This is a genomic window from Microvirga sp. GN3 (assembly GCF_055792825.1).
In genome coordinates, this window is the sequence record NZ_JBVVAK010000005.1 from 1 (window position 1) to 26,103 (window position 26,103).

The following is a 26,103-nucleotide window of genomic DNA, read 5'->3' on the forward strand; positions in this document are numbered from 1 at the left end:
ACCGGCAGTCCCTACGATCTGCTCGCGGAGAATGTGAAGTGGACCATCACCGGGCATTCGTTGGCTTCGAAAACCTATGACAGTCGTGACGCCTTCATCGGCGAAGTCATCCGGCCCTTCAATGCGCGCATGAGCGTTGGTCTCAAGCCGACCATCCGCCGGATGTACGCGGACGGCGACACCGTGATCGTCTTCTTCGACGCGAGCGGCACGGCCAAGGACGGCGTCCCCTACGCCAATACCTATGCCTGGTTCCTCCAGTTGAGCGACGGAAAGATCATCAATGCGTCGGCCTTCTTCGACAGCATCGCGTTCAACGACCTGTGGAGGCGGGTAAGTCCCACCCAATAAGCCGTCCCTCTTCGGGCCGACCAAGGCCTTTCGTAGTTCTTCAGGTGTCGATGCGTCCGCGTCCGGGCATACCCGGCATACCAATTAGGAGCCCGCATGACCATGTCCGACCATGATGATGATGCCCCTCCGGGCAAGACACGCTCACCGTCAGGAACCACCGCCTCCCGGAGCGGACTGTCCCGCCGCTCGATCCTGCAAATGGCCGGAGGAGCGGCTTCCCTTGCCGCCACCCCCGGAGCGACCGCGCAACCCGCTTCACCGGACGGTCCGCCAGTCGTGCCGACGGCACGGGTCCGCCTGGTCGTCAACGGCAAGAAACAGCAACTCGAGATCGACCCCCGACAATCGGTACTCGACGTCCTCCGGGAGAGGATGGACCTCACGGGGACGAAGAAGGGCTGCAACCAGGGCGCCTGCGGGGCCTGCACCGTGCTCGTGAACGGAAGGCGCGTGACCTCGTGCCTGACGCTCGCCGTCATGCACGACGGCGCCGAGATCACCACGATCGAGGGCCTGGCGAAGAGTGATGAACTGCATCCGCTCCAGGCCGCCTTCATCGAGCACGACGGGTTTCAATGCGGATTCTGCACCCCCGGCCAGATCATGTCGGGCGTCGCGTGCATCGCCGAGGGGCACGCCACCTCGCCCGAGGAGATCCAGTTCTGGATGAGCGGCAATATCTGCCGCTGCGGCGCCTATCCCGGGATCGTCGCGGCAGTCGCCGATGCGGCAGGGAGGACCTGACGATGCTACCCTTCAGTTTCGAGAAGGTTCGGACCGAGCAGGACGCGATCCGCGCCGCCGCCGCAGGCGGACGGTACATCGCCGGCGGCACCACGCTCATCGACCTCATGCGCGAGGAGGTTGAGCGGCCCGAGCGTCTGGTCGACATCAACGCGCTTCCCTTAGCCGGCATCCGTGCGGAGGGTTCGGATCTCGTCATTGGCGCACTCGCGCGCATGAGCGATGTCGCGGCCCATCCGGAGACGAAGCGCCTTCAGCCCCTGATCGCCGAGTCGCTGATCGAGGGGGCCTCGCCGCAACTGCGCAACATGGCCTCGATGGGCGGCAACCTATTGCAGCGCGTGCGCTGCCCCTACTTCCGGATGTTGGACGCTGCCTGCAACAAGCGTGATCCGGGCTCGGGCTGTTCGGCGATCGACGGTCTCAACGCCGGGCATGCCATCCTCGGAACGAGCGATAATTGCGTCGCCACCCATCCGTCCGACGTTGCCGTCGCCTTGGTCGCGCTCGGCGCCACGATGCGGGTGCGAGGGCCAGGTGGCGAGCGCAGCTTCCCGGTCGAGGAGCTCTTTCGGCTCCCTGGCGACACGCCCCATCTCGAGCACACCCTGCGCCCCGGCGAGTTGATCGTCGAGATCTGGGTGCCGGGTGGGCCATACGCGCGTCAGGCCCGCTACCTCAAGGTGCGCGACCGTGCTTCCTACGAGTTCGCGCTCGTCTCTGCGGCCGTGGCGCTCGAGATGGAAGGCGGGGCCATCCGCCAGGCTCGCGTCGCAGTCGGCGGCGTCGGCACGCGCCCCTGGCGCATGCGCGCGGTGGAGGAGGCGCTGATCGGCAAGGCCCCAGACCGCCTTGCCTTCGAAGCGGCGGCGCAACTTTCCCTCGAGGGAACTCGGCCGTTGTCGCACAATCACTACAAGGTCGAGCTGCTGCCGCGGACCATTGTCCGGGCTCTCGAAATGGCAGGGGAAGTCGCATGACCACGAACGTGATCGGAAGACCTTTGACCCGTGTGGACGGGCCGGCGAAAGTCACAGGCGCTGCCCGCTATGCGGCCGACTTCAACCAGCACGCTCAGCTCTATGCGGTGATCGTCAGTGCGACCGTCGGTCTCGGCCGAGTGACGGGGATCGACCGGGACGCAGTTCTGCGAATGCCCGGAGTCGTCGAGGTCATCAGCCACCTCAACGCTCCGCGCTTGGCCTATCAGCCTCACAAGGCTTCGATTGATCCGGCCGTTGGGGAGCGGCTCCATGTCCTCCAGGACGATCAGGTTCGGTTCTACGGCCAGCCGGTTGCGGTCGTCGTGGCCGACACGATTGACCACGCGGAACGAGCCGCCAATGCACTCCGTATCACCTATGCGGCTGCTCAGCCAGTGGTCACCCCCTCCGATCCAAACGCGAAGGCGATCATCCCAGAGGCTGCCACGCGCCCCGGCACACGTATCCACGCGGACACCGCACGTGGCGATCCGGAAAAGGCGATCGCGGACGCATCTGTAAGGATTGAGGCCACCTTCGATATTGCTCGGGAGAACCATAACCCGATGGAGCCGCATGCGGTCGTCGCCGCGTGGGATGGCGACAGACTGACCCTGTGGAGCAAGAGCCAGTTCGTCGTGAACGAGCAGGCCGAGATCGCGGCGATCTTCGGCATGCCGGTCCAGAACGTGCAGGTGATCTGCCCCTTCATCGGCGGAGCTTTCGGAACGTCCCTGCGCACATGGCCACACGTGACCCTCGCGGCTATGGCGGCCCGGCAGGTCGGGAGTCCCGTCAAGCTCGTGCTGACCCGCAAGCAGATGTTCTTCACCACCGGTCATCGCCCGCGTACCCTGCAACGCGTGGCTCTCGGCGCGACCCGTGACGGCAAGATCACGGCCATCATCCATGAAGGCACCGGCGAAACAAGCCGCTACGAGCAATTCATGGAGGCCCTGCTTTCGGCGACGGAGTACATGTACTCCTGCCCTAACGTGCGCACGAACTATCGCTTGACGCCGCTCGATACCGGCACTCCCAACCACATGCGTGGCCCGGGTGAAGCGAGCGGGATCTTCGCCCTCGAATCGGCGATCGACGAACTCTCCTACGCGCTGGGTATCGACCCGATCGAGCTGCGCCGCCGCAACGAGCCGCAGATCGACGAGGGCGAGAACAAGCCCTTCTCCAGCCGCTCCCTGATACAATGCTATGACCTCGGCGCCGAGCGCTTCGGCTGGTCTCGGCGCACTCCGGCACCGCGTTCGATGCGCGACGGGCGACTGCTGATTGGCATGGGCGTCGCCTCCGCTACCTATCCAGTCCTATTTGGCGCCGCGAGCGCACGTGTGCGGCTGTATGCGGACGGCGCCGTCGCGGTCGAGGTCGCAGCTAGCGACATGGGGCCGGGCACCTACACCTCGATGACGCAGGTGGCGGCCGAGACCCTCGGCATCCCCGTTGAACAGGTTCGCGTGAGCATCGGACGCTCTGACTTCCCGCCCGCGCCCCCGCATGGCGGCTCTATGACGATGGCCTCGGTCGGATCGGCGGTCCGCGCCGCCTGCCTGGCAGCTCGGGATGAGGTCACGCGGCGTGCGATCGCCGACCAGCGCTCACCCGTGTTCGGCGCAGCCCTGGAGGGCGTCGAGTGGGTCGGCGGAAGCGTACGCCGGCTTGGGGACTCCTCCACAGGACACTCCTATCGCGACATCCTTGCGGGCAGCAGTCAGCCGATCGAGGCGCACGCCTCGAACCACCGCGATCCCGAGGTCGCCCAGCGCTACTCCATGCACTCGTTCGGAGCCGTGTTCGCGGAGGTGGCGATCGACCCGGACGTCGGCACGATCCGGGTGAGGCGGGCCCTCGGTGCCTATGGGGCGGGCCGCATCGTCAACCCGTTCCTGGCCTCGAGCCAGTGCACCGGCGGCATGATCGGCGGGATCGGAATGGCCCTGATGGAGCAGACGGCCCTCGATGCGCGGGACGGACGTCCGGTCAACGCCCACCTGGCCGATTACCTCATGCCGGTGAGCCTCGATATCGGGCAACTTGAGGTGCTGTTCGTCGACGAGGACGATCCGCACGTCAACGCGCTCGGGGTGAAGGGCCTGGGTGAGATTGCCCTCGTTGGAACGGCTCCCGCGATCGCCAATGCGATCCACCATGCGACGGGCAAACGTGTGCGTCACCTGCCGATCCGCATCGAAGACGTCCTGACCGCCTAACGCGGAAAGGCTCAATGCGTAGTCGAAGGATCCAGGATCGAGCCGGCTTGATCGTGGGATTGGGACGAACCATGCTTCAATGTGCTCCTGCCATTCGAGTCGATGATCTGCCCGACAGGGTCCCCGGGCCGTTTGCGGTCGCCGACACCGCGAGCCCGCTCGATGTCCTGCGGTTCGTCCTGGAGGCGGGACAGCGCGGTCAGCAGGTTGCCCTGGTGACGATCACCGGCCTGACCGGTTCATCATCCCGTTCGATCGGGGCGCTGATGGGGGTGTCTGCGGATGGTGTTTTTGCCGGCTCGCTCTCGGGCGGCTGCATCGAGGCAGCCGTCGTTGCCGAAGCCCAGGAGGCGATCCGGGACGGGCGGCCCCGGCAGGTTCGCTACGGTGCAGGTTCCCCTTACATCGACATCCGGCTTCCATGCGGCGGCGGGGTGGATCTGCTGTTCCAACCCAATCCTGATCCGGGTGAGATCCGTGAGGCCGTTGTCTGTCTTGAGCGGCGGCAGCCGCTGGTTCTCGCGCAGGGCAGGGCAGGCGGAATATGCATCCTCCCTAGCCTAGCCCGGCAGGTGCCTGGCTGGCAGATGCCAGGCTGGCGGGGAGAGACGTTCATCTCCTGGTATGCGCCTCCGCTGGGGCTTGTTGTCATCGGGCATGGAGCGGAAAGCCTCGCCTTGCTTCGGCTGGGTCTGACCCATGGCACCGAAATGAGGCTGTTCTCGCCCGATGAGCGGATCGTAACGGTTGCCGAGACGCTTGGTGCCCGTGCGGAAGCCCTCACCGTCCCGGGTCCGTTGCCGGACCTCGTTGCGGATCCCTGGAGCGCCCTCGTGTTCATGTTCCACGACCACGCCTGGGAGCCCTTGCTTCTGGAACAGGCTTTGACCCAGCCCTGGTTCTTCATCGGTGCGATGGGGAGTCAGCGGACCCACGCGAACCGGTTGGCGACACTGCGGGAACGAGGGCTGCCGGAAGAGGCGCTCGCGCGCATCGTGGCGCCGCTCGGACTGATCCCGTCGGCGCGCGATCCCGTCACGATGGCGCTCTCGGCGCTGGCGCAGGTGGTTGATCGCTATCGGCAGGCGACGGCCATGACGTAGCAGACGCTCCAGGCGGTTGCCGTCTGCTTCATGGTCATGTCAAGCGCCTGGGGACATCATGCCGAGGTCATCGCTCGTGTCGACGTCGCGGAGGATGGCCGGGTCGTCGACCGGGCACTCCATCACGTCGGCTCGCCCGCGCAGGATCGGCCCCGCGCCGGCATCTCCCGAGAGCCCTTCGATCAGGCCTTCAAGATCTCGCGACAGCACGACGGGGTTGCCGCGCTGCCCGTTCACCGTCGGGACCACCGCCGCTGGTTCGCCCATCGCCATCCACGCGCTCACAAGGGTGTCGATCAGGCTGGCCTTGATCAGCGGCATGTCTCCGAGGAGAACGACAGCCGCCTTGGTGTGGGGCGGCAATGCAGCGAATCCGGCCTTCAGCGATGTCGAAAGTCCGTCCGCGAAAGCGGGGTTCCGAACGCTTTTGATCGGAACTCCTTCCAGCGACGCTTCGATCTCGTCGGCCCGATGGCCCGTGACAACGATCACGGGATCAGCCGAGGAAGTGACCGCGGCCTCGACGACGTGGCACACCGGCGGCCTGCCGTTCAACGGGGTCAGCAGCTTCGGGCCGGAACGAAACCGTGTGCCCCGCCCGGCAGCGAGGACGATGGCCGCGACATCACTCATGTTCCGTCCCTATCGTCTGATGGTTCTGCCGGGGGACTGACCGTAATGAGCCAGCCCCCGCAGCTCAATATGAGGCTACCCGTTAGCCACCAAACATTGCTTGTGGATGGTTATGAGGACAAGGGAGGCGACGGCTGAGCGCACTGCCGACCGATGTTACCTGTTGAGATCGAGCGACAGAAGCCGGCCGTGTTCCGCTCTGAGACCCGTGGCGGGCTAGGCCGCCTTGCGGCAGGCCTCGCCGATCGTCTCCGCAATCTGCTGGCGCGCGGCTTCGATGGCCTGTTCGCGGGCCTCTGGTCCGAAAGCCAGCTTCTCCGCCCGCAGGAAGGTCACGTCGGTGATGCCCATGAAGCCGAGAAGGTTGCGCAAATGCGGCTCCTGCGAGTCCATCGCCTGCGCGGGTCCCTCACTGTAGAGGCCGCCACGGCTCTCGATAATCAGGGCACGCTTGCCCTTGAGCAGGCTCTCGGGGCCGCTCTCGCTGTAGCGGAACGTGATGCCGGCCCGCAGCACGTGGTCGAACCAGGCCTTCAGGGTCGAGGGCATGCCGAAATTGTACATGGGCGCCCCGATGACGAGGGTATCGGCGGCCTTGAGCTCGGCGATCAGCCCGTCCGACAGGGCTCGGGCGGCAACCTGGGCATCATTGCTCGGCTCCGCGCCGCGCAGGGCCGTGGCGGAGTCGATGGTCAGATGCGGAACGGGATCGCGTCCGAGATCCCGGGTGATGATCCGAAGACCCGGATCGTGGGACCGCAGGCGGGAGACGGTTTCCGCAACAAGCTGGCTGGAGACGGAGGCTTCGCCGAGGGCGCTGCTGGTAATCACGAGAGCTGTGGACATATGGCAATCCTTCCAAGGGTTCTGGTCCTTGCGGTACGACCGAGGTAATGGTTCATCGGATGCAGCAGAAGGCGCATATTCGGCACCATGCTGTTGCCAACGGAGGAACACCGCCGTAACCGAACTGGAGGATGAGGACTTTCGTGGAGGTCATCGAGAGCGGCGGTCTCAACCGTGCCGCGGCCCGCCTGGGCGTCTCGAAGTCCATCATCAGTCGGAGAATAACCCGTCTGGAGACGGATCTCGACACCCGGCTGCTCAGCCGCAGCACGCGCGGCATCACCCCAACCGAGGCCGGCATCGAGTTCAAGGCGCGGTGCGACCGGATCCTTGCCGAACTGGACGAAGCACGCGATGCGGTGGCGCAGCAGGGGCGATCCGTGCGTGGGCGCCTGCGCCTGTCCGCACCGCTCGCTTTTGGCGTGCGGCACCTGGTGCCAGTCCTGGCGGACCTCGCCTCGGCCCACCCTGATCTTGAGATTGACGTGTCCTACACCGACCGTGTGGTCGACCTGATCGGCGAGCGGTTCGACGCTGCGGTCCGTATCGGCTCCCTCAGGGACTCCAGCCTTGTCGTCCGCAGAATAGCGCCCGTTCACGCGGTACTGGTAGCAAGTCCCGACTACCTGGTCCGTCACGGGCGGCCAAGGACACCGCAGGATCTCGCTGGGCACGAATGCTTGATCTACACGGGTAGCCTTGTGCCCGAGTGGCAATTCCAGTCGGGCAAGCGCCGGATCTCGATCCGACCGGAGGGGCGCCTGAAGTCAGACAGCGGGGAAGCCATTCTCCAATGGGCGATCGCGGGCCTCGGGATCGCGGACGCTCCATCGTTCCTGATCTCCGACGCCATTGAGAGCGGTGCCCTCGAACCCATCCTGCTGGACTATCCAAGACCCGAGTACGGCATCCACATCGTGCGCCCGCCGGGCTCCCATGTCCCGGGCAAAGTCCGGGTTCTGATCGACACACTCGTCGAACGTTTCGGAGGCACGCCGGACTGGGATCGATGCCTGACCGTGCGGAGCGATCGTTAGTCCTCCGACGAGAGACATCCTTGTCCGCGCTACGAGTGCAGTCACCGCCAATCGCCAAGCGATACGTGAATGAGCCTCAGGAACACGCGGGCGAGAAGTGGCACTGGTCGCTGAACCCGCAACGGATGGCGATCTCCTTGAAGGTCAGGTTCGGCCTCCGAAGCAGGTCTGGTGGCAGGTGCTGCACCCCCGATGAGCCTTTCCTTGCCTGCCATTCAAGCCTGGAAGGTCCGCCGGCATCGTGGCCAAACGGCGGGTTCTCATCTAGGATCTGGAACGCTGAAGTTTGGATGTCCTGGCCTTTTGAAATCCGCATTCTCGCATGTGGGAAGGCCGCAGTGATCGCCAACGAGAGATCGTCCATGACCGCTACGCCGACCGACTCCGAAACCCTCCACCATCACGCCCGGCGCATGGGCGGACGCAATCCCCACGAGGCTCATCGCGGCGCCACCCCGCTCGAACTGCTGTTCGACCTGACGTTCGTCGTCAGCTTCGGGCTCGCGGCTTCCCAGTTTGCGCATGCACTGGCGGAAGGCCACTACGCCACCGCCCTGATCGGCTTCGGCTTCGCGAGCTTCTGCATCTGCTGGGCCTGGGTCAATTTCTCCTGGTTCGCCTCGGCCTACGATATCGATGACTGGATCTTCCGTCTCATCACCATGGTGCAGATGACCGGTGTGCTGGTCCTGGCGATCGGCCTGCCGCGCATGTTCGCCTCCATCGAGCACGGCGAACACCTCGACAATTCGGTGATGGTGCTCGGCTATGTGATCATGCGCGTCGCCATGGTATTCCAATGGCTGCGCGCGGCCAAGCAGGATCCAGCCCGGCGCCGCGCCTGCCTGACCTATGCCGTCACCATCTCGATCGCCCAGCTCGGCTGGGCGGTGCTGATCTTTGTCGGTTTCTCGCTCGGCGTGACCCTCATCTTCGCCTGCCTCCTCGCGCTCGTCGAACTGGCGGGTCCCGTCATCGCCGAGCACAGGGATGGAGGCACGCCCTGGCACGCCCATCATATTGTCGAACGCCACGGCCTGTTCGCCATCATTGCGCTCGGCGAGGGAGTGGTGGGCACGCTCGCGACCCTCTCGGCCGTGGTCGAGGAACAGGGCTGGACCGTCGATGCGGCACTGGTCTGCATTGCCGGCATCGGGCTCACCTTCGGCATGTGGTGGGTCTATTACATCCTGCCGTCCGCGCCGGTGCTCCGTGCCCATCGCAACCGAGCCTTCGTCTGGGGCTACGGCCAGATGGTGATCGTCACCTCCATCGTCGCGACCGGCGCCGGTCTGCATGTCGCAGCCTATTTCATCGAGCACAAGGCCCATATCGGCGCGCTCGCGACGGTGCTTAGTGTCGCCATTCCGGTCGGTGTCTTCCTCGGATCGATCTATGCGCTCTACACCTATCTCGTTGGCCGGTTCGATCCCTTTCACGTCTGGTTGCTGATCGGTACAGCCGGTGTTGTTGCGCTCGCCGTCATTGCGGCGTTTGCCGACATCGATATGGCGATTTGCCTTATCATCCTCATGTTCGCGCCGGCCGTCACGGTTGTCGGCTATGAAATACTCGGACACCGCCACCAGGCAGAGGCGCTTGCGAAAGAGGGTACGGTTGCTCCAATGGCGGACCCACGCATGCACGTGACCTCACCGTTACCTGATACTCATCGGCAGTAATGCTTCTGGCCATCGATCATCTTTGTTCGCTCGATGTCCCACCGAAGTCATAGGCTGTCCAACGACGAAGCGTCCGTTCCTGGCAGATAGGTTGAAAAAGTCCGCAACTGCCATTTTTCGCGTGATCAGCATACAGGATGCTGCGCCTGATCTGGCACACTGACCCTAGTAATAGACCGATGACGCAGGGCCCGAGAGTTTTTCAACAGTATCGGCACAGGGCGGAAGTAAACCAAAAGTCTCCATTTGCGGGGTGAGCGGACCTTCACACGACCGCGGTTAAAGACTGTCTGTGGCCCTGGCGGTGCCAAGGTGGACCAGCGCAGTTCCCCTTCTGGGCAATAAGCAATCCGTTGCGCAGAATTTTCAATGTGTCGAAACTTTGTTGTCTCTCACAGAGGCGCGTCCGGTTCAAACACGCTCAAAATGTAAGAACTTTCGCCGATCGGGGTCTTTTCGGGTTGGCCGAAGATCAAGGACTTAGAGCCATGTCGTGCCAAAACTTTATTGTCGCGCCATAGGGACGGGCGTTGAGACCGCCGCCGACAAGTGCCGCCATGGAGGCCGAATGATGCGGCGCCCGGAACGGACGGCGATTGGACAGCGCGCCATCCGCCAGAAGTCCCGCGACCGACTGGATCATCGAGACTTCCAAGAGTTCCCGCGGCGAGAGCGGTGGCAGGATGGAGGGAAGGCGTTGGGCGAGCATCGACTTGCCGGCACCCGGTGGACCGTTCATCAAGAGATTGTGCGATCCCGCAGCCGCGATCTCCAGCGTCCGCTTGGCGCTCTCCTGACCCTTGATGTCGCGCAGGTCGGGCAACGAGCCGGAGGTCGGCATGATGGCGGGTTCCGGCCGCGCCATGACCTGCGCGCCCTTGAAATGATTGGCGAGCTGGATCAGGGAGCGCGGCGCCAGGATCTCGATGTCGCTGCCGGCCCAGGCGGCCTCCGAGCCGCAGGCCTCGGGGCAGATCAGTCCGTGCTCGCGCTCATAGGCCGCCATCGCGGCGGGCAGGGCGCCGGCCACCGACGTGATGGAGCCATCGAGGGCCAGTTCGCCCAGCACCGTGAAGCCATTGAGTGCATCCGCCGGAATGGCGCCGATCGCCGCCATGACGCCGAGCGCAATGGGTAGATCGTAGTGACTGCCTTCCTTCGGCAGGTCTGCTGGGGCGAGGTTGACCGTGATGCGTTTCGCCGGCAGGGCGAGGCCCGAGGCGATCAGGGCAGACCGGACCCGCTCGCGGGATTCCGCCACCGCCTTGTCGGGCAGGCCGACGATCATGAAGGCGACCGCGCCGGGCGAAATCTGAACCTGCACATCGACCGCACGCGCCTCGATCCCTTCGAACGCAACAGTGGAAACGCGCATGACCATCCCCTCGACCTCCCACAGAGGTTCGATGTTAGCGTGGTGTTTTGAAACGCGATAGTGTTGCTCTGGCTATTCCGGTGGAGCCGGTGCGACTTGATGTGCCGACCACGGAACCCTGCCGCCATCGTCGCGTTGAGTCCCACTATATCGCGAGCCGCATCTCGAAAACTCGCGCAGGCGCAAGGGTTCTATATCGACGGGGCAGGTCCTGACATGGGACGAATTCTCTTCTCAAGCAAGCAATCATCGTGGGTCCATGAGATCTCAAGTGGCGCCTTGAGATCGTAATGTTGGCCGAAACCCGCCTCTCTCCTTCAGAGCGAATGGCAGACCTTGCGGAGGCCCCTTTCAGGACAGCCTTCCAGTCCCTGCGCATCCCCGTCCTGATGGTCGACCCACATCAGGTGCACGCTCCTGTCATTTTCGCCAATGAGGCTTCCCTCGATCTGACTAGGTATTCCCCCGATGAGGTGCTGGGCCGCGGCTGGCATTTCCTTCATAAGCTAGGTGCGGGTTCAGCCTCCCTGGATGCCATCAGTGTCGCCATGCACGCTGGAGAGGCTTTCGAGACCGAGTTTCTCGGTCGCCGGAAAGACGGTTCCTCTTTCCGGTGTTCTCTCTCCATGTCACCCGTCCATGACGAAGCCGGTCACTTTCGGTGGGTCACCCTGGTGCTGACCAATGTCAGAGCAGAGAAAACCGCCGAGCAGGACCGCATCGAGATCGAGGAAGAAGTCGGGCGCCGGACCAGGGATCTTCAAACCGCCCTCGACCGGAAGACGGCGCTTCTCCATGAGGTCGAACACCGGGTCAAGAACAGCCTCCAGATGACAACGTCCCTGGTTCTGCTCAAGGCACGCCGTCTGCAGAATCCGGAGGCGCGCAAGGTCCTGCAGGATGTCGCCGAGCGGGTCAGCGCGCTCTCGGCTGCGCACCGGCTTCTCTCTACGGCCGGTGATGTGAGCCGATTCAACCTGAATGACCTAACGGCGGAACTCGCCAGCGAGCTGATCACGGCTTTGCCGAAGGGGCAGGTCGATCTCACCTTCCATCTCCAGCCCCTGTCCGTCCCAGCCTCCAAGGCGGCGGCTCTCGCTCTCCTGCTCAACGAGGTCATCGGGAATGCCGTCAAGCATGCTTTCCCCAAGGGGCGTCAGGGACGACTGACAATCGAGATCGGACGGACTGACAACGGCGTGATGATCGCCGTCGAGGATGACGGCGTGGGTCTCGGTCATTCGTCCCCGCCCGAGGGCAGTTTTGGAAAAACGCTGATCACGATGTTGGTCCATCAGTTGAAGGGGCGGTTGACTTGGCACGATAGGGAGCCAGGTACACGCGCGGAGATCGTGATGCCCATCGAGGCGAAGGAGACGCAGGTTGAGTAGCGAGAAGCCGTTGCGCATCCTCATCGTCGAGGATGAAATCCTGATCGCGCTCGAGCTCGAAAGCCTGCTGCAGGATCTGGGTCATGAGGTCGTCGGGATGGCCACCTCGTCCGAGGAGGCTCTCTCCCTCGGCCAGGATGTCAAACCCGATCTCGCCTTCGTCGATGTGCACCTGTCCGATGGGCCGACCGGAGTCGATGTGGCGCGTGTCCTCGCGGCCCAGCATCAGGTCACCGTGCTGTTCATGACGGCAAACGCCAAACGGATCCCGGAAGATTTCGCAGGAGCCTGGGGTGTCATCGCAAAGCCTTACACGGAGCGCGGCGTTCGCGAAGCCTTGAGCTATCTCATGGCTGGTCAGCCCCGCGAGCCTGAGGATGCCCGGACGGTTACATTCGTCCCATTCGACATAGCCTCCCGCGAGCGCAGCTCCCAGGTCTCCTGACCGTGTCCTGCTATTTCTGCGCCTTCAGCCGGTAGAGCGCATCGAGCGCCTCCCGCGGCGTCATCGCGTCGGGATCCATGGCGTCGAGGGCTTCCCGCAATCCATCCCGCTTCGGTGCTGGTGCCGGCTCCGTGCGAACGGGAACGGCGAAGAGCGGCAGGTCGTCGACGAGCGCGCGCTTCGGCGCCTCGCGATCCGACTTTTCCAGTTCGCTCAGGATGGTTTTCGCCCGCTCGACCACGGGAGCCGGCAGACCGGCAAGGCGCGCTACCTGCAGGCCATAGGAACGGTCGGCGGCGCCGGGCACGACTTCATGCAGGAACACCACCTCGCCGTTCCATTCGGTGACCTTCAGGGTCGCGTTGGAAATCCGCTTCATCCGCTCGGCGAGCGCCGTCAGTTCATGAAAATGCGTGGCGAACAGGGCGCGGCAGCGATTGGCCTCATGCAGATGCTCGATGGCGGCCCAGGCGATGGAGAGACCGTCGAAGGTGGCGGTACCGCGGCCGATCTCGTCGAGGATGACCAGCGAGCGGGCCGTCGCCTGATTGAGGATCGCGGCGGTTTCCACCATCTCGACCATGAAGGTCGAGCGGCCGCGTGCCAGATCGTCGGCGGCGCCGACGCGCGAGAAGAGCCGGTCGACGATGCCGATATGGGCCTCTTTCGCCGGAACATAGGATCCCATCTGCGCCAGCACCACGATCAGCGCGTTCTGGCGCAGATAGGTGGACTTACCGCCCATGTTCGGGCCGGTGATCAGCAGGATGTGGCCCGCATCTTTTCCTGAGAGATCCGAATCATTGGCGATGAAGGGAACGCCCTCGCGCTTGAGCGCCGCCTCGACTACCGGGTGGCGGCCGCCCTTGATGGTAAAGGCGAGGTTGGTGTCGACAACAGGCCGCGTCCAGTCGAGACGCATGGCGAGATCGGCGAGAGACGCGGTCACGTCGATGACCGCGATGGCTTCGGCGGCAGCGGCGATGTCGCTGGCGAGATCGAGCAGCGCCTGCACCATCTCGTCGAACAACGCGAGTTCGATCTTCAGCGCCCGGTCGGCGGCGGAGGCGATCTTCGATTCGAGCTCGCCGAGTTCCATGGTCGAAAAGCGCATGGCGCCCGCCATGGTCTGGCGATGGACGAAGGTATCTTTCCATGGCTCCTTCAAGAGGTCCTCGCCCACATTCTGCGGCACTTCCACGAAGTAACCGATCATGTGGTTGTGCTTGACCCGTAAGGTCCGGCAGCCGGTCTCGGTGGCGTAGCGTGACTGGAGCGCAGCGATGAAGCGGCGTGAATCCTGCTGCAGCTCGCGCAACTCGTCGAGATTGGAATCGAAGCCCGCGCGGATGAAGCCGCCATCGCGCTTGAGCAGCGGCAAATCGTCGGCCAGGGCGGCCGCCAGCCGGTCCGCCACATCCGTGCGCAGGCCCTGGAGCACCTGCGCGGCCTCAAACAGCTCCTTCGGCAGATCGGGAGCGATTGCGAGCTCGAGCCCGAGTTCTCGGGCGGCGAAAAGGCCGTCGCGCACGCAGGCCAAGTCCCGCGGTCCGCCACGTCCGAGGCTGAGACGCGACAGCGCCCGCGCCAGATCGGGCGAGCGCTTGAGGATGCGCCGCAGGCGGTCGCGCAGGTCGTTGTTCTCGACGAGCGTCGTGACGGAATCCTGCCGGTCGCGGATCTGGTCCGGATGGGTGAGGGGACCGGCGAGCCGCTCGGCGAGGAGCCGTGCGCCGCCCGGCGTCATCGTGCAGTCGATGGTGGCGAGAAGGCTCCCCGCCCGCTCGCCGGACAGGGTGCGGGTGAGTTCCAGATTGGCACGGGTCGCCGCATCGATGGCGAGAGCGGCGCCCGAACTATCGCGGGAAGGCGGGTTCAGCGTCGGACGGCTGTCGATCTGCGTCTTCTCGACATAGAAGAGCGCGCTGCCCGCTGCCGTGATCTCGGCCGGGCTGAAGGCGCCAAAGGCATCGAGCGTCGCGACCCCGAAATAATCCTTCAACCGCCGCTCGGCGGAAGCCGGGTCGAGCCCCTCGCGGGAGAGCGGCGTGATGGAGGCGCGGGTCTCCTGCCAGAAGCTCCGGAGTTCCGGATCGTCATGGATGACGTCGGGAACCAGGATCTCGCGCGGCTCGAAGCGGGCGATCTCGGCGGAGAGACCGGTGCCGTCCGTCTCGCTCAGCACGAAATGCCCTGTGGATATGTCGACGGCGGCAAGGCCATAGGACCAATGCGTGTCGGAGGCGCGGCGGCGGGCGATGGCGAGAAGGTAGTTGGCCCGGCCGGGCTCGAGCAGGCGCTCCTCGGTGATCGTGCCGGGAGTGACGAGGCGGACCACGTCGCGGCGCACGACGGATTTGGAACCGCGCTTCTTGGCCTCCGCCGGGTCCTCGGTCTGCTCGCAGACGGCGACCCGATGGCCGAGGCCGATGAGGCGCTGGAGGTAGTCGTCCGCCCGCTCCACGGGCACGCCGCACATGGGGATGTCCTGCCCCTGGTGCTTGCCGCGCTTGGTCAGCACGATGCCGAGCGCCTGGCTCGCGATCTCCGCGTCCTCGAAGAACAATTCGTAGAAGTCGCCCATCCGGTAGAACAGCAGGCTGTCCGGATTGGCGGCCTTGATCTCGATATACTGCGCCATCATGGGCGTGACGCGGCTGTCCTGCGGAGGAATGGGTGCAGGAGCGGCGCTCGGATCGATGGTCTCGGGAGACTTGTAGACAGCTTGGGACGACATCCGTCCTGTGTAGCAAAGCCTCGAGACCCTTTCATCCGTGTCATAGGGTCCGAAGGAAGAATGTGGACAAGTCTTGAGGAGGGCGCCACCTATGCCTTAAGGTCGCATCCCCCTTTGGAAACGCTCCGCATCAAAAGAAACCATATCTCATGACCGACGATCAGCGCCCGATCCGCCGCAAACGCCCCACCTTCACCGATCAGGAGGCGCTGCAGTTCCACGCGCAAGGGAGGCCCGGTAAGCTCGAAGTCGTGCCGACCAAGCCCATGGCGACCCAGCGCGACCTGTCGCTGGCCTATTCGCCGGGTGTCGCGGTACCGGTGCTAGCCATCGCGGAAAATCCGTCCTGCGCCTTCGACTACACCACCCGCTCCAACATGGTGGCGGTGATCTCGAACGGGACCGCGATCCTCGGCCTCGGCAATCTCGGCGCTCTTGCTTCGAAGCCGGTGATGGAGGGCAAGTCCGTTCTCTTCAAGCGCTTCGCGGACGTGGATTCCATCGATCTTGAGGTCGACACGGAGGATGCGGACGCCTTCATCAATTGCGTACGCTATCTCGGGCCGTCCTTCGGCGGTATCAACCTCGAAGACATCAAGGCGCCGGAATGCTTCATCATCGAGGAGCGGTTGCGCGAATTGATGGACATTCCCGTCTTCCATGACGATCAGCACGGCACGGCGATCATCGCGGCGGCGGGCCTCATCAACGCCCTGCATCTGACCGGCCGCGACATGGCGAAGACCAGGCTGGTGGTGAACGGCGCGGGCGCTGCCGGCATCGCCTGCACCGAGCTTCTGAAAGCCATGGGCTTCGCACCGAACAACGTCATTCTCTGCGATACCAAGGGTGTGATCTACCAGGGCCGCACCGAGGGCATGAACCAGTGGAAATCGGCCCATGCCGCCGATACCAGTGCCCGCACGCTCGCGGATGCGCTCAACGGCGCCGATGCGGTGTTCGGCCTCTCGGCGAAGGGCGCTTTCACGGACGAGATGATCCGCTCTATGGCACCGAATCCCATTATTTTCGCCATGGCCAATCCCGATCCGGAAATCACGCCAGAGGAAGTGGCCCGTATCCGTGACGACGTGATCATCGCCACAGGACGCTCCGATTATCCGAACCAGGTCAACAACGTTCTCGGCTTCCCTTACATCTTCCGCGGCGCGCTCGACGTGCAGGCGACCACGATCAACATGGAAATGAAGATCGCGGCCGCCCAGGCGCTGGCGGAACTCGCCCGCGAGGATGTTCCCGATGAAGTGGCGGCGGCCTATCAGGGCTCGCGTCCGCGCTTCGGGCGCGAATACATCATTCCCGTTCCCTTCGATCCGCGCCTGATCCACACGATTCCGATGGCGGTGGCAAAGGCTGCCATGGATACGGGCGTCGCGCGCCGCCCCATCGTCGACATGCGCTCCTACAAGGCGCAGCTCTCCGCCCGGCGCGACCCGGTGGCTGGCACGCTCAATCGGATCTTCGAGCGCGTGCGCAAGTTCCCGAAGCGCGTCGTGTTCGCGGAAGGCGAGGAGGAGCAGGTGATCCGCGCCGCCCTGTCCTTCGTCAACCAGGGACTCGGCAAGGCCATTCTCGTCGGTCGCGAGGATCGCATTCAGGAAACGGCCACTCATGCCGGCATCGAACTCGAAGGCCGCGAGGGCATCGAGATCCACAATGCGCGCCTGTCGCACCGCAATGCGACCTACGCACAGTTCCTCTACGAGCGCCTGCAGCGCAAGGGTTACCTGTTCCGCGACTGCCAGCGCATGATCAACCAGGACCGCAACCACTTTGCCGCCTCCATGGTGGCCCTGGGCGATGCGGATGCCATGGTGACAGGCGCGACGCGTAACTATTCGACGGCCTTGACCGACGTGCGGCACGTGATCGACGCCAAGCCCGGACATCGGGTCATCGGCGTGTCGCTCTGCCTTGCGCGCGGCCGCACGGTTCTCGTGGCGGATACGGCTATCCACGAGATGCCGAGCGCACAGGAACTCGCCGAGATCGCTATAGAGGCTGCCGGTGTCGCACGCCGTCTCGGCTATGAGCCGCGCGTGGCGCTTCTTTCGTTCTCGACCTTCGGACATCCGAAAGCGGAGCGCGCCGAGAAGATCCAGGAGGCTGTGCAGATTCTCGACGATATGCGCGTCGATTTCGAATATGACGGCGAGATGTCCGCCGATGTGGCGCTCAACCGGGACGCCATGGCGCAGTACCCGTTCAGCCGCCTCAGGGAGCCGGCGAACGTGCTCGTCATGCCTGCGTTCCACTCGGCCTCCATCTCGACCAAGATGCTGCAGGAACTCGGCGGCGCGATGGTGCTGGGCCCGCTCGTGGTGGGGCTCGACAAGCCAATCCAGATCGTCTCCCTCGGCGCGACCGACAGCGACATCGTCAACATGGCAGCACTCGCAGCCTACAACATCGGCGGATAAGCCTGATGATCGGCTCCCTCGATATCGAGGGAGCCGGCTCCGGCCAAGCTTCAGCCTCGGTTCAGATCTACGCCTGCCCAGTCGCTCGGATTTCGGAGGCAGCCCGTTAGTCCTTAAGAGTGGCGCGGGTGCCTCCGGACGGCTAAACATCGTCGACGAGAGTCGAAGGAAAGCAGCTTGACCATGGGGCAGCCTAAAACCGTCGTGTTCGATATCGGCAACGTTCTGCTGCGATGGGACCCGCGCAATCTCTATCGCCGCATCTTCGATGACGAGGAGCAGATGGAGTGGTTCCTCGCCAATGTCTGCACCCATGACTGGAACCTGGAGCAGGACCGGGGCCGCGACTGGGACGAGGCGGTGGCCTTGCTCGTCAAGGATCATCCGAAGCACGAAATGCAGATCCGCGCCTTCCATGAGCGCTGGGACGAGACCGTCTCCGGCGTCTTCGATGATCATGTCGCCCTGCTGCTGCGCCTGAGAGAGGCGGGCGTGCCGAACTACTGCATCACGAACTTCTCCGGCCCGAAGCTTGTTCTGTCGCAGCAGCGCTTCCCGTTCCTGGCCGGCTTCGACGGCATCATCGTGTCCGGCGACGAGCGTCTGCTCAAACCCGATCCGGCGATCTACCACCTCCTGCTCGACCGCTATGGGCTCAAAGCGGAGGATTGCGTGTTCGTCGACGATTCCAAGGCCAATGTGGAAGCGGCCCGTGCCGTCGGCAAGCACGCGATCCATTGCGTCGAGCCCATCGATTTGGCGGCGGAACTGCGGGGGTTCGGGTTTCCGATATAGCCACACCCTCACGTCATCACCGGCCTTGTGCCGGTGATCTGGATGAAGAAAAGCGCGGCGTTTCAAAACATCGGGATGGCCGGCACAAGGCCGGCCATGACATGAGAGGGTGCCATTCCCGGCGGCTGCAGGCCGGAAATGACAAGCGATCACACTTGCTCTCTCCGCCCGCTTGAGCCATCAGGCGGCATGCGGGTTTTCGACACCTCCCTTCCCATCGACGCCGTCCTCGACGATCTGACGGCGAGCCTTCGCGCGCGCTCCAACGCCGTGCTGGTTGCCCCTCCGGGTGCGGGCAAGACCACGCGGGTGCCGCTGGTGCTGCTCGACGAGCCCTGGGCAAACGGCAGTAAGATCATCGTGCTAGAGCCGCGGCGCTTGGCGGCCCGCGCGGCTGCGGCGCGCATGGCGCAGACGCTGGACGAGGCCATGGGAGACACGGTGGGCCTGCGTGTTCGCCTGGGCTCGAAGATCAGCCGCAAGACGCGGATCGAGGTGGTGACCGAGGGCGTCTTCGCGCGCATGATCCTGGATGATCCATCGCTCGATGGTGTCGCGGCCGTTCTCTTCGACGAGTTTCACGAGCGCTCCCTCGATGCGGATCTCGGCCTCGCCCTGGCGCTCGATGCACAAGGCGGGTTGCGGGACGACCTTCGTCTCCTCGTCATGTCCGCGACGCTCGACGGTGCCCGCGTGGCGCGGCTGTTGAGCGAGGCACCTGTCATCGAATCCGAGGGCCGCGCCTATCCGGTCGAGACCCGCTATCTCGGGCGCGACCCCAACAGGCGCATCGAGGAACAGGTGGCGGATGCGGTCACGCGCGGCTTGAGAGCGGAAAGCGGCTCCCTGCTGGTGTTCCTGCCGGGGCAGGGAGAGATCCGCCGGGTCGAGACGATGCTGCGAGAGCGTGTCAGCGATCCCGCTGTCGATATCGCGCCGCTTTATGGTGCGCTGGAGCGGGGCGAACAGGATCTCGCGGTGAGCCCGGCGAAGCCCGGACGTCGCAAGGTGGTGCTCGCCACCTCCATCGCCGAAACCTCGCTCACCATCGAGGGCGTGCGCGTCGTGATCGATTCAGGGCTTTCCCGTGTGCCTGTCTATGAGCCGAATATCGGTCTCACGCGTCTCGAAACGGTGCGGGTCTCCCGCGCCGCTGCCGATCAGCGCCGGGGCCGTGCAGGCAGAACGGAGCCGGGCGTGTGCTATCGCCTCTGGGAAGAGGCCGCAACCGGCGCGCTCGAACCCTTCGCCCGCCCTGAAATTCTCTCGGCCGATCTCGCGCCCCTGCTGCTCGATTGCGCCGCCTGGGGCGTTACCGATCCGGCCTCGCTCGCCTTCCTCGATCCGCCGCCTGCACCGGCCCTGAAGGAGGCGCGGGCGCTGTTGCAGCAGCTCGGCGCCCTCGATGGCGAGGGACGCATCACGGATGTGGGCCGCCGCCTGCGCGATCTCCCCCTCCCGCCGCGTCTCGCGCGGATGGTGATGGTTGCGGGCGAGAGCGGACAGGCGCGCGATGCGGCGGACCTTGCGGCTGTTCTCGTCGAGCGCGGTCTGGGCGGCGACGCGGTCGATCTCGCCGAGCGCGTCGAGCGCTTCCGCCGTGATCGGTCTGGCCGGGCGCAGGATATGCGGCGCATGGCGGAAGGATGGGCCAAGGGCGGTGCCCGCGCATCCACCAGCGAGCCACATTCCATCGGCGCTCTGCTGACGCTGGCCTATCCCGACAGGCTCGCCAAAGCGCGCGGCAAGACGGGCGAATATCTCATGGCCAATGGGCGCGGTGCCGTGCTCGAAGCCCATGAGCGGCTGGCGAAGGAGCCTTATCTCGCCATCGCCGAGATCGCGGGCGGTGCCGCCTCGGCACGGATTCTGGCTGCGGCCTCCATATCGCCGGATGAGATCGAAAGCCTGTTCGGCGAGACAATCGAGCAGCGCGATGAGATTGCCTTCGACCGTCAGGCAAAGGCGCTGCGCGCGCGTGGCGTGCGCCGCCTCGGTGCTTTGCTCCTGAACGAGCGCCCCTTGAAAGTTCCGGCCACGGAAGAGGCGGCGCGGGCGCTTGCCGAAGGTCTCGTCTTGCTGGGGCTCGATGCCTTGCCATGGTCGAAGGCGCTGGCGCAATGGCGCGAGCGCGTGATGTTTCTTCGGAAAGCCGAGGGCGACGAATGGCCGGACCTGTCCGATGAGGCGTTGAGCCGGACGGCGGAAGAATGGCTCGCGCCGCATCTCGTCGGCAGGAGTGGTCTCACCGACATCGGAGCTGACCTCCTGAGCGAGGCGCTGCGCAGCCTTCTGCCCTGGAACCTGCAGCGCCGTCTCGATGCCGAGGCGCCGACCCATATCGAGGTGCCGACGGGCTCTCAGATCCCAATCGATTACGGAGCGGAGGAGGGGCCTGTCCTGGCTGTGCGGGTGCAGGAACTGTTCGGTCTCGACAAGCATCCCACCATCGCGGCCGGGCGCGTGCCGCTCATCCTGCATCTGCTCTCGCCGGCGCAGCGTCCGATCCAGATCACCCGCGACCTGCCGGGCTTCTGGCGAGGTTCCTGGGCGGCTGTGCGGGCTGACATGCGGGGGCAATATCCGAAACATCCCTGGCCGGAGGATCCGCTCACCGCGCCGCCCACACGGCGCGCCAAGCCGCGCGGGACATAGGCTCAAGCCGTGCGGATGCTCCGATGCTCTATGCCGGCCCGGCAGTATCGAAGCCAGCATGGTAAGCCACCTCGCCCTTGGGCTCGACGCCGGTGAAACTCAGCCGCTGGAAGTATTCAGGCGGCACCTCACCGTAGCGCAGCTTCGGATCGCTGACGAAGCCGAAGCGTCGGTAATAGGCAGGGTCGCCAAGCAGAACGCAGCCTTCCGCACCCATGGCCTTGAGGCGCTCCAGCCCCTCTCGAATAAGCGTCTGGCCGATTCCGTGCCGCTGCTCCGCAGGCTCGACCGAAACGGGTCCCAACCCGAACCAGCGACCTGCCTCACCATTGATCGTGACAGGCGAGAATGCCACGTGGCCGACGATCCGGCCCTGCGTCTCGGCGACGAGGGAGAGCGTCAATGCGCCCGCATCCCGCAACGCATCGACGATGGCAGCCTCGGTGCCGCTGCTGTGGGACGCGCCCTCGAACGCTGCTGCAGTGAGCGCTCGGATGGTGGGAGCATCCTCGGCCATCTCGGGACGGATGATCATGGGAAGCCTAATCCCTGAACGACTCGATCAGCCGCTCGGCCGTCGCGGGATTGAGCGCCATCGGGATGTTGTAGACGAGGGCGAGGCGCATCAAGGCCTTCACGTCCACGTCATGCGGATGAGGCGAGAGCGGATCGACGAAGAAGAAGAGCGCGTCGATCTTTCCTTCCGCGATCATCGCGCCGATCTGCTGATCGCCGCCGAGCGGGCCGCTTTTCAACCGTGTGACCGACAGGGACGGGCAGCGCTCCATCACGCGCCCGCCGGTCGTGCCGGTGGCGAAGAGAGCGAAAGGGCGGAGGTCGTTTTCATACTTGGCCACGAACTCGGCCATATCGTCCTTCTTGGCGTCGTGGGCCACGAGCGCCAACGTCATTTGCTTCATGGGAGAGACAGCTCAATTGCTCCAGCGATCACGCCACTGCATCTCGCCGGCCATGCAGTTGGTGCGCGGAGTGGTCTGAATGCGGTTGAACAGGGACTCTTGAGGCATCAGGTTGGCGACTTCGAGCAGGATCTTGGTCTTGATCGCCTCGATGAACTGGTCGCGTTCGCGGACCGGTACCGTGAACGCGCCCTGGCCGCCGATGACGCAATCCTTGTAATAGATGTCGAGGTCCGGGATGTCGAGATAGCCGGGCTGGCGCAGCATGATCGGCAGACCGTTGATCGTGATGCCCTTGGCGAGCGCTGCATCGCGGGCTTCGATCACGAGCCGTCCCTGGTTGTTGGGGCCGTCGCCCGAGACGTCGATGACCCGCCTCGTCGGACTGACGCTGCTTTCATCGAGGAGCTTTACGCTGAAATCGATGGCGCTGGAAATCGAGGTTCGCTGCGCACGGCGTAAAGGGGTTGAGGCGATCTTGTCCGCGAAGGCCATCAGGCTTTCGGAATTGTCGAGAACGGTCCAGGGAACGATCACCTTCTGGTCCGGTGAGCCGGCCCATTCCATGTAGGTCACGGCAATCTTGCCCAGCATCCCACCGCGGATCGCATCATGGACGAGCTTGGAGCGAAAGGCCTGGGCGAAGCCCTCCCGCTGCAGGGCTTGCTCGTCCGTGTCCATGGAGAAGGAGATATCGACGGCGACGACAAGGGCGAGGTCGACCTCCGTCTCGCTCTGGGCCTGAGCCGGCAGGGCCAGAATCCCCCAGAGGCAAGCCAGCACTGCGGCAAGGCGGGTGAAGCCGGAACGAACCATCGGTATCTCCTTTTCGGGAGCCGGATTGGTTTTTTAAGTGTGCCAGCTTCTGAAACTAAGGCAAGGCCACGCCCGGACCAGGGGTGTCAGGAGCGCGTGCGCTCCACGAGATCGAGCGCCGCCAGGAAGGCGCCGTCGGCGTCCAGATGCGTCGTATCGAGGGTCATGGCATCGGCCGCAGCCTTGAGCGGGGCCGTGCTGCGGTTCATGTCGCGCTCGTCGCGGCGGCGGATATCCACAAGGATGGTCTCGTATTCCGCCTGCTCGCCCCGGCTCAGCAGCTCCCGGTGGCGGCGCCGCGCCCGCTCCTCGGGGGCGGCGGTGATGAAGAGCTTCACCTCCGCATCGGGGCAGACCACCGTTCCGATATCCCGCCCGTCGAGCACGGCGCCCGGCTCCTGGGCCCCGAACTGGCGCTGGAAGGCGAGAAGGGCATCGCGGACAGGCTGATAGGCGGACACGACCGAGGCGGCCTCACCCATGGCGGCGCCGCGCAGGCGGGAATCGTCGTCCAAGTGGGAGACGTCCAGGTTCTGCGCCACCTGCATCGCGGCGTCCTGATCAGTAAGCGGGATGTTCCGGTCCATGAGCACGCGGGCGACCGCCCGGTAGAGCAAGCCGGTGTCGAGATGGGCGAAGCCGTAATGGTCGGCGAGGCGCTTGCCCAGGGTACCCTTGCCCGAGGCGGCGGGGCCGTCGATGGCGATGATCATGGGGCGGCTCAATCCTGGATCGCGGCGCCAAGCTCGCGCATGAGCGGGATGAAGGAGGGGAAGCTTGTCGCGATCATGGCACCATCGTCGACCGTCATCGGCTCGGTTGTGGCGAGGCCCATGACCAGGAACGACATGGCGATGCGGTGGTCGAGGTGGGTCGCCACCGGATTGCCGCCGCCGCGAACCTTGCCACTTGAGCCGTGAACAAGGAGGTCGTCACCCTGGATCTCGTGCTCGACGCCAGCCTCTGCGAGACCAGCCGCGACAGCGGCGAGGCGGTCGGATTCCTTCACGCGCAGCTCGTGGAGCCCCTGCATCCGGGTCGTGCCTTCGGCGAAGGAGGCCGCGACGGCCAGGATCGGGTACTCGTCGATCATGGCCGGGGCCCGGGCGTGCGGAACCGTGACACCGGTAAGCTTGCTGTGGCGGACGCGCAGATCGGCGACCGTCTCGCCGCCCTCGTCGCGCTCATTCAGGCGCTCGATGGAGGCGCCCATCTCGATCAGCGTCGTGATGAGGCCCGTCCGCAGCGGATTCATCATCACACCTTCCAGCACCACGTCGGAGCCGGGGGTGATCAGGGCCGCCACCAGGGGGAAGGCGGCCGAGGACGGATCGGTCGGCACGACGATATCGGTGCCGCGCAACTCCGGCTGTCCCTGAAGCGTGATGGCACGTCCATCGGCGCCGTGGGGCGCAATCTCGACGCTCGCTCCGAAATGGCGCAGCATCCTTTCCGTGTGGTCGCGGGTCGCCTCGCGCTCGATCACGGTGGTTTTGCCGGGAGAGTTGAGGCCGGCGAGCAGGATCGCCGACTTGATCTGGGCCGAGGCTGCCGGGGTCTCGTAGGTGATCGGGATCGTCTCATTCGGGCCGCGCAGGGTCAGCGGAACGCGTCCGCCCTCGGCCTCGCTGACGACGCTCACGCCCATCTTCGTCAACGGATCGAGAATCCGGCGCATGGGACGCTTGCGCAGCGAAGCGTCGCCGTCGAAGGTCGAGGTGATCGGGTGGCTGCCGGCCACGCCCATCATGAGGCGAGAGCCGGTACCCGCATTGCCGAAATCGAGAACATCCTTGGGTTCTGTCAGGCCGCCGATGCCGGCCCCGACGATTCGCCACCGGCCGGGCGCCTCGCGGGTGATGGTGGCGCCGAGGGCCCGGCAGGCCTCCGCGGTGCGCAGCACGTCGTCCCCCTCCAACAGCCCCTCGACCCGGGTCTCGCCGATAGAGAGCAGCCCGAAGATCATAGAGCGGTGGGAAATCGACTTGTCGCCGGGGACGCGGATGCGCCCCTTCAGGGGCGTTCCAGGCCTGCTGGCGACCGGGGAGGGCGTTCCGTGCGCGTGCGACATTGTCGGTTCCTTGCTCGGGTTCCTTGAGACTTCTTATCCGGGCGGGCTCCTAACACGGGGTTTTGCCGCCGTCACGCGCAAGCTGGCTCAGGGCTCCGACGCCTCTTGCAATTTCCTATTTGACAAGCCATTCCCTCACGACTAACGGAGCGTTCCCAACCATTCACTTCCTAAAGGCAATCACCCGTGGCCAAACCGGAACTCGGCTTGAAGCGCCAGTGCATGAGCTGCGGCGCAAAATTCTACGATCTCAACAAGGACCCGGCGGTCTGCCCGAAATGCGGCACCGTCTTCCAGGCCGCGGCCCTGAGCCGCGTCGCCGCGCCCGTGGTGGCCCGCGCCGCCGCCGATGACGATGAGACCGAACTCGAATCGACCGGTCCGGAGATGGTCTCCCTCGACGAGGTCGAGGCCGGCGAGAACGAAAAGGACATCCCGGTCGATGACGATATCGACGTGGGTGACGATGTTGCCGACGATGACACCTTCCTCGAGGACGAGGAGGAGGGCGACGACGACGTGTCCGACCTGATCGACAGTGATCTGGAAGACGACGAAGAGGCTTGAACCTCAAAGCAGAGGCGACTATAGAAGCGCCTCTGCTTCGACAAAGACCGCCGCGGTACCCCAAAGGCCGCGGATTTCAAGGGGCCATAGCTCAGCTGGGAGAGCGCTTGCATGGCATGCAAGAGGTCGGCGGTTCGATCCCGCCTGGCTCCACCAAATCTTCAAAAACGGCCGCCGCTCAGGCGGCTTTTTTGTTGCAAGATTTCATCCGGGGAGCCGGATCTACTTCCAAAGCATAGGACCACGCCCGATCCTTCGTCCTTTTTTCCATGGAAAGGGC

The 26,103-nt window shown here is 64.8% G+C and carries 21 protein-coding genes, 1 tRNA gene and 1 pseudogene; 14 read left to right on the forward strand and 9 right to left on the reverse strand.

Annotated features, from left to right (window positions below):
- The 5 genes from ACS5Q1_RS04125 to ACS5Q1_RS04145 all read left to right on the forward strand — a co-directional run.
- Positions 1 to 351: nuclear transport factor 2 family protein (locus ACS5Q1_RS04125; protein ID WP_473097009.1), on the forward strand; the 351-nt coding region annotated here is incomplete at its 5' end.
- A gap of 201 nt (positions 352 to 552) precedes the next feature.
- A complete protein-coding gene (locus ACS5Q1_RS04130) occupies positions 553 to 1,098 on the forward strand; it encodes a (2Fe-2S)-binding protein (protein WP_473097117.1) in 546 nt (181 codons plus the stop codon).
- A 2-nt stretch (positions 1,099 to 1,100) separates the two neighbouring features.
- Positions 1,101 to 2,078 (forward strand): FAD binding domain-containing protein, encoded by a 978-nt coding sequence (locus tag ACS5Q1_RS04135; protein ID WP_473097010.1) that lies wholly within the window; start codon positions 1,101 to 1,103, stop codon positions 2,076 to 2,078.
- On the forward strand, positions 2,075 to 4,309 hold the full coding sequence (locus ACS5Q1_RS04140) for a xanthine dehydrogenase family protein molybdopterin-binding subunit (RefSeq protein WP_473097011.1): 2,235 nt from the start codon (positions 2,075 to 2,077) through the stop codon (positions 4,307 to 4,309). Before ACS5Q1_RS04135 ends, ACS5Q1_RS04140 begins: the two co-directional genes overlap by 4 nt.
- 14 nt (positions 4,310 to 4,323) lie before the next feature.
- Positions 4,324 to 5,412: an XdhC family protein gene (locus ACS5Q1_RS04145; protein ID WP_473097012.1), complete on the forward strand. Its 1,089-nt coding sequence runs from the start codon at positions 4,324 to 4,326 to the stop codon at positions 5,410 to 5,412.
- A gap of 39 nt (positions 5,413 to 5,451) precedes the next feature.
- Here ACS5Q1_RS04145 and ACS5Q1_RS04150 read toward each other — a convergent pair whose 3' ends face one another.
- Both ACS5Q1_RS04150 and ACS5Q1_RS04155 read right to left on the reverse strand, forming a co-directional pair.
- The gene (locus ACS5Q1_RS04150; protein WP_473097013.1) at positions 5,452 to 6,045 is read right to left on the reverse strand and encodes a nucleotidyltransferase family protein; all 594 of its coding nucleotides are present in this window, start codon (positions 6,043 to 6,045) and stop codon (positions 5,452 to 5,454) included.
- A 216-nt stretch (positions 6,046 to 6,261) separates the two neighbouring features.
- Entirely contained in the window at positions 6,262 to 6,891 is a 630-nt protein-coding gene (locus tag ACS5Q1_RS04155) for an FMN-dependent NADH-azoreductase (RefSeq protein ID WP_473097014.1), read from the reverse strand.
- A gap of 131 nt (positions 6,892 to 7,022) precedes the next feature.
- Between ACS5Q1_RS04155 and ACS5Q1_RS04160 the strand changes: the two genes are divergently transcribed.
- Complete coding sequence (locus tag ACS5Q1_RS04160; RefSeq protein ID WP_473097015.1) at positions 7,023 to 7,928, forward strand: LysR family transcriptional regulator; 906 nt, start codon at positions 7,023 to 7,025, stop codon at positions 7,926 to 7,928.
- 362 nt (positions 7,929 to 8,290) lie between these two features.
- Positions 8,291 to 9,610, forward strand: a complete 1,320-nt coding sequence (locus ACS5Q1_RS04165) for a low temperature requirement protein A (RefSeq protein ID WP_473097016.1) — start codon at positions 8,291 to 8,293, stop codon at positions 9,608 to 9,610.
- A gap of 520 nt (positions 9,611 to 10,130) precedes the next feature.
- On the opposite strand, the pseudogene ACS5Q1_RS04170 reads toward ACS5Q1_RS04165, so the two are convergent.
- Positions 10,131 to 10,991: pseudogene (locus tag ACS5Q1_RS04170) on the reverse strand (YifB family Mg chelatase-like AAA ATPase); the annotation flags it as partial.
- Between the two features lie 284 nt (positions 10,992 to 11,275).
- Here ACS5Q1_RS04170 and ACS5Q1_RS04175 point away from each other — a divergent pair.
- Together ACS5Q1_RS04175 and ACS5Q1_RS04180 are read left to right on the forward strand one after the other, a co-directional pair.
- Positions 11,276 to 12,376, forward strand: coding sequence for a sensor histidine kinase (locus ACS5Q1_RS04175; RefSeq protein WP_473097017.1), 1,101 nt, complete (start codon positions 11,276 to 11,278; stop codon positions 12,374 to 12,376).
- Complete coding sequence (locus ACS5Q1_RS04180) at positions 12,369 to 12,821, forward strand: response regulator (protein WP_473097018.1); 453 nt, start codon at positions 12,369 to 12,371, stop codon at positions 12,819 to 12,821. The genes ACS5Q1_RS04175 and ACS5Q1_RS04180 overlap by 8 nt, the downstream gene beginning before the upstream one ends.
- A 10-nt stretch (positions 12,822 to 12,831) precedes the next feature.
- Here the strand turns inward: ACS5Q1_RS04180 and mutS are convergent, their stop codons facing one another.
- On the reverse strand, positions 12,832 to 15,558 hold the full coding sequence (mutS, locus tag ACS5Q1_RS04185; RefSeq protein WP_473097019.1) for a DNA mismatch repair protein MutS: 2,727 nt from the start codon (positions 15,556 to 15,558) through the stop codon (positions 12,832 to 12,834).
- Between the two features lie 149 nt (positions 15,559 to 15,707).
- On the opposite strand from mutS, the gene ACS5Q1_RS04190 reads away from it, so the two are divergent.
- The 3 genes from ACS5Q1_RS04190 to hrpB all read left to right on the forward strand — a co-directional run bounded on the left by ACS5Q1_RS04190 (position 15,708) and on the right by hrpB (position 21,449).
- Entirely contained in the window at positions 15,708 to 17,999 is a 2,292-nt protein-coding gene (locus ACS5Q1_RS04190; RefSeq protein ID WP_203442709.1) for an NADP-dependent malic enzyme, read from the forward strand.
- A 183-nt stretch (positions 18,000 to 18,182) separates the two neighbouring features.
- Positions 18,183 to 18,794, forward strand: a complete 612-nt coding sequence (locus tag ACS5Q1_RS04195) for an HAD family hydrolase (RefSeq protein WP_473097020.1) — start codon at positions 18,183 to 18,185, stop codon at positions 18,792 to 18,794.
- 189 nt (positions 18,795 to 18,983) lie between these two features.
- Entirely contained in the window at positions 18,984 to 21,449 is a 2,466-nt protein-coding gene (gene hrpB / locus ACS5Q1_RS04200; protein WP_473097021.1) for an ATP-dependent helicase HrpB, read from the forward strand.
- Positions 21,450 to 21,477: 28 nt separating this feature from the next.
- On the opposite strand, the gene ACS5Q1_RS04205 is transcribed toward hrpB, so the two are convergent.
- From ACS5Q1_RS04205 to aroA, 5 genes are all read right to left on the reverse strand, one after another.
- Positions 21,478 to 21,984 carry a GNAT family N-acetyltransferase gene (locus ACS5Q1_RS04205; protein WP_473097022.1) on the reverse strand — a complete coding sequence of 169 codons (507 nt, stop codon included), beginning with the start codon at positions 21,982 to 21,984 and terminating at the stop codon, positions 21,478 to 21,480.
- A gap of 7 nt (positions 21,985 to 21,991) precedes the next feature.
- Positions 21,992 to 22,369, reverse strand: a complete 378-nt coding sequence (locus tag ACS5Q1_RS04210; RefSeq protein ID WP_203442713.1) for a methylglyoxal synthase — start codon at positions 22,367 to 22,369, stop codon at positions 21,992 to 21,994.
- Positions 22,370 to 22,381: 12 nt separating this feature from the next.
- Positions 22,382 to 23,185, reverse strand: coding sequence for a DUF1194 domain-containing protein (locus ACS5Q1_RS04215; RefSeq protein WP_203442714.1), 804 nt, complete (start codon positions 23,183 to 23,185; stop codon positions 22,382 to 22,384).
- Positions 23,186 to 23,271: 86 nt separating this feature from the next.
- On the reverse strand, positions 23,272 to 23,898 hold the full coding sequence (gene cmk, locus ACS5Q1_RS04220; RefSeq protein WP_473097118.1) for a (d)CMP kinase: 627 nt from the start codon (positions 23,896 to 23,898) through the stop codon (positions 23,272 to 23,274).
- 8 nt (positions 23,899 to 23,906) lie between these two features.
- Positions 23,907 to 25,256, reverse strand: a complete 1,350-nt coding sequence (gene aroA / locus ACS5Q1_RS04225; protein ID WP_473097023.1) for a 3-phosphoshikimate 1-carboxyvinyltransferase — start codon at positions 25,254 to 25,256, stop codon at positions 23,907 to 23,909.
- A gap of 186 nt (positions 25,257 to 25,442) precedes the next feature.
- Here aroA and ACS5Q1_RS04230 point away from each other — a divergent pair, with 186 nt between their 5' ends.
- Positions 25,443 to 25,823 (forward strand): TIGR02300 family protein, encoded by a 381-nt coding sequence (locus tag ACS5Q1_RS04230; RefSeq protein ID WP_473097024.1) that lies wholly within the window; start codon positions 25,443 to 25,445, stop codon positions 25,821 to 25,823.
- A gap of 80 nt (positions 25,824 to 25,903) precedes the next feature.
- Positions 25,904 to 25,979 (forward strand) — tRNA-Ala (locus ACS5Q1_RS04235).
- The last annotated feature ends 124 nt before the right edge of the window (positions 25,980 to 26,103 follow it).

Excerpts from the sequence above, each read along its gene's own strand:
- ACS5Q1_RS04130 (WP_473097117.1), top strand. The coding sequence starts at position 553 with ATGGCCGGAGGAGCGGCTTCCCTTGCCGCCACCCCCGGAGCGACCGCG.
- aroA (WP_473097023.1), bottom strand. The coding sequence starts at position 25,256 with ATGTCGCACGCGCACGGAACGCCCTCCCCGGTCGCCAGCAGGCCTGGA.
- ACS5Q1_RS04160 (WP_473097015.1), top strand. The coding sequence starts at position 7,023 with ATGAGGACTTTCGTGGAGGTCATCGAGAGCGGCGGTCTCAACCGTGCC.
- ACS5Q1_RS04210 (WP_203442713.1), bottom strand. The coding sequence starts at position 22,369 with ATGAAGCAAATGACGTTGGCGCTCGTGGCCCACGACGCCAAGAAGGAC.
- ACS5Q1_RS04140 (WP_473097011.1), top strand. The coding sequence starts at position 2,075 with ATGACCACGAACGTGATCGGAAGACCTTTGACCCGTGTGGACGGGCCG.
- mutS (WP_473097019.1), bottom strand. The coding sequence starts at position 15,558 with ATGTCGTCCCAAGCTGTCTACAAGTCTCCCGAGACCATCGATCCGAGC.
- ACS5Q1_RS04175 (WP_473097017.1), top strand. The coding sequence starts at position 11,276 with ATGTTGGCCGAAACCCGCCTCTCTCCTTCAGAGCGAATGGCAGACCTT.
- ACS5Q1_RS04150 (WP_473097013.1), bottom strand. The coding sequence starts at position 6,045 with ATGAGTGATGTCGCGGCCATCGTCCTCGCTGCCGGGCGGGGCACACGG.
- ACS5Q1_RS04135 (WP_473097010.1), top strand. The coding sequence starts at position 1,101 with ATGCTACCCTTCAGTTTCGAGAAGGTTCGGACCGAGCAGGACGCGATC.
- ACS5Q1_RS04205 (WP_473097022.1), bottom strand. The coding sequence starts at position 21,984 with ATGATCATCCGTCCCGAGATGGCCGAGGATGCTCCCACCATCCGAGCG.
- hrpB (WP_473097021.1), top strand. The coding sequence starts at position 18,984 with ATGCGGGTTTTCGACACCTCCCTTCCCATCGACGCCGTCCTCGACGAT.
- ACS5Q1_RS04215 (WP_203442714.1), bottom strand. The coding sequence starts at position 23,185 with ATGGTTCGTTCCGGCTTCACCCGCCTTGCCGCAGTGCTGGCTTGCCTC.
- ACS5Q1_RS04195 (WP_473097020.1), top strand. The coding sequence starts at position 18,183 with ATGGGGCAGCCTAAAACCGTCGTGTTCGATATCGGCAACGTTCTGCTG.
- ACS5Q1_RS04190 (WP_203442709.1), top strand. The coding sequence starts at position 15,708 with ATGACCGACGATCAGCGCCCGATCCGCCGCAAACGCCCCACCTTCACC.
- cmk (WP_473097118.1), bottom strand. The coding sequence starts at position 23,898 with ATGATCATCGCCATCGACGGCCCCGCCGCCTCGGGCAAGGGTACCCTG.
- ACS5Q1_RS04145 (WP_473097012.1), top strand. The coding sequence starts at position 4,324 with ATGCGTAGTCGAAGGATCCAGGATCGAGCCGGCTTGATCGTGGGATTG.
- ACS5Q1_RS04155 (WP_473097014.1), bottom strand. The coding sequence starts at position 6,891 with ATGTCCACAGCTCTCGTGATTACCAGCAGCGCCCTCGGCGAAGCCTCC.
- ACS5Q1_RS04165 (WP_473097016.1), top strand. The coding sequence starts at position 8,291 with ATGACCGCTACGCCGACCGACTCCGAAACCCTCCACCATCACGCCCGG.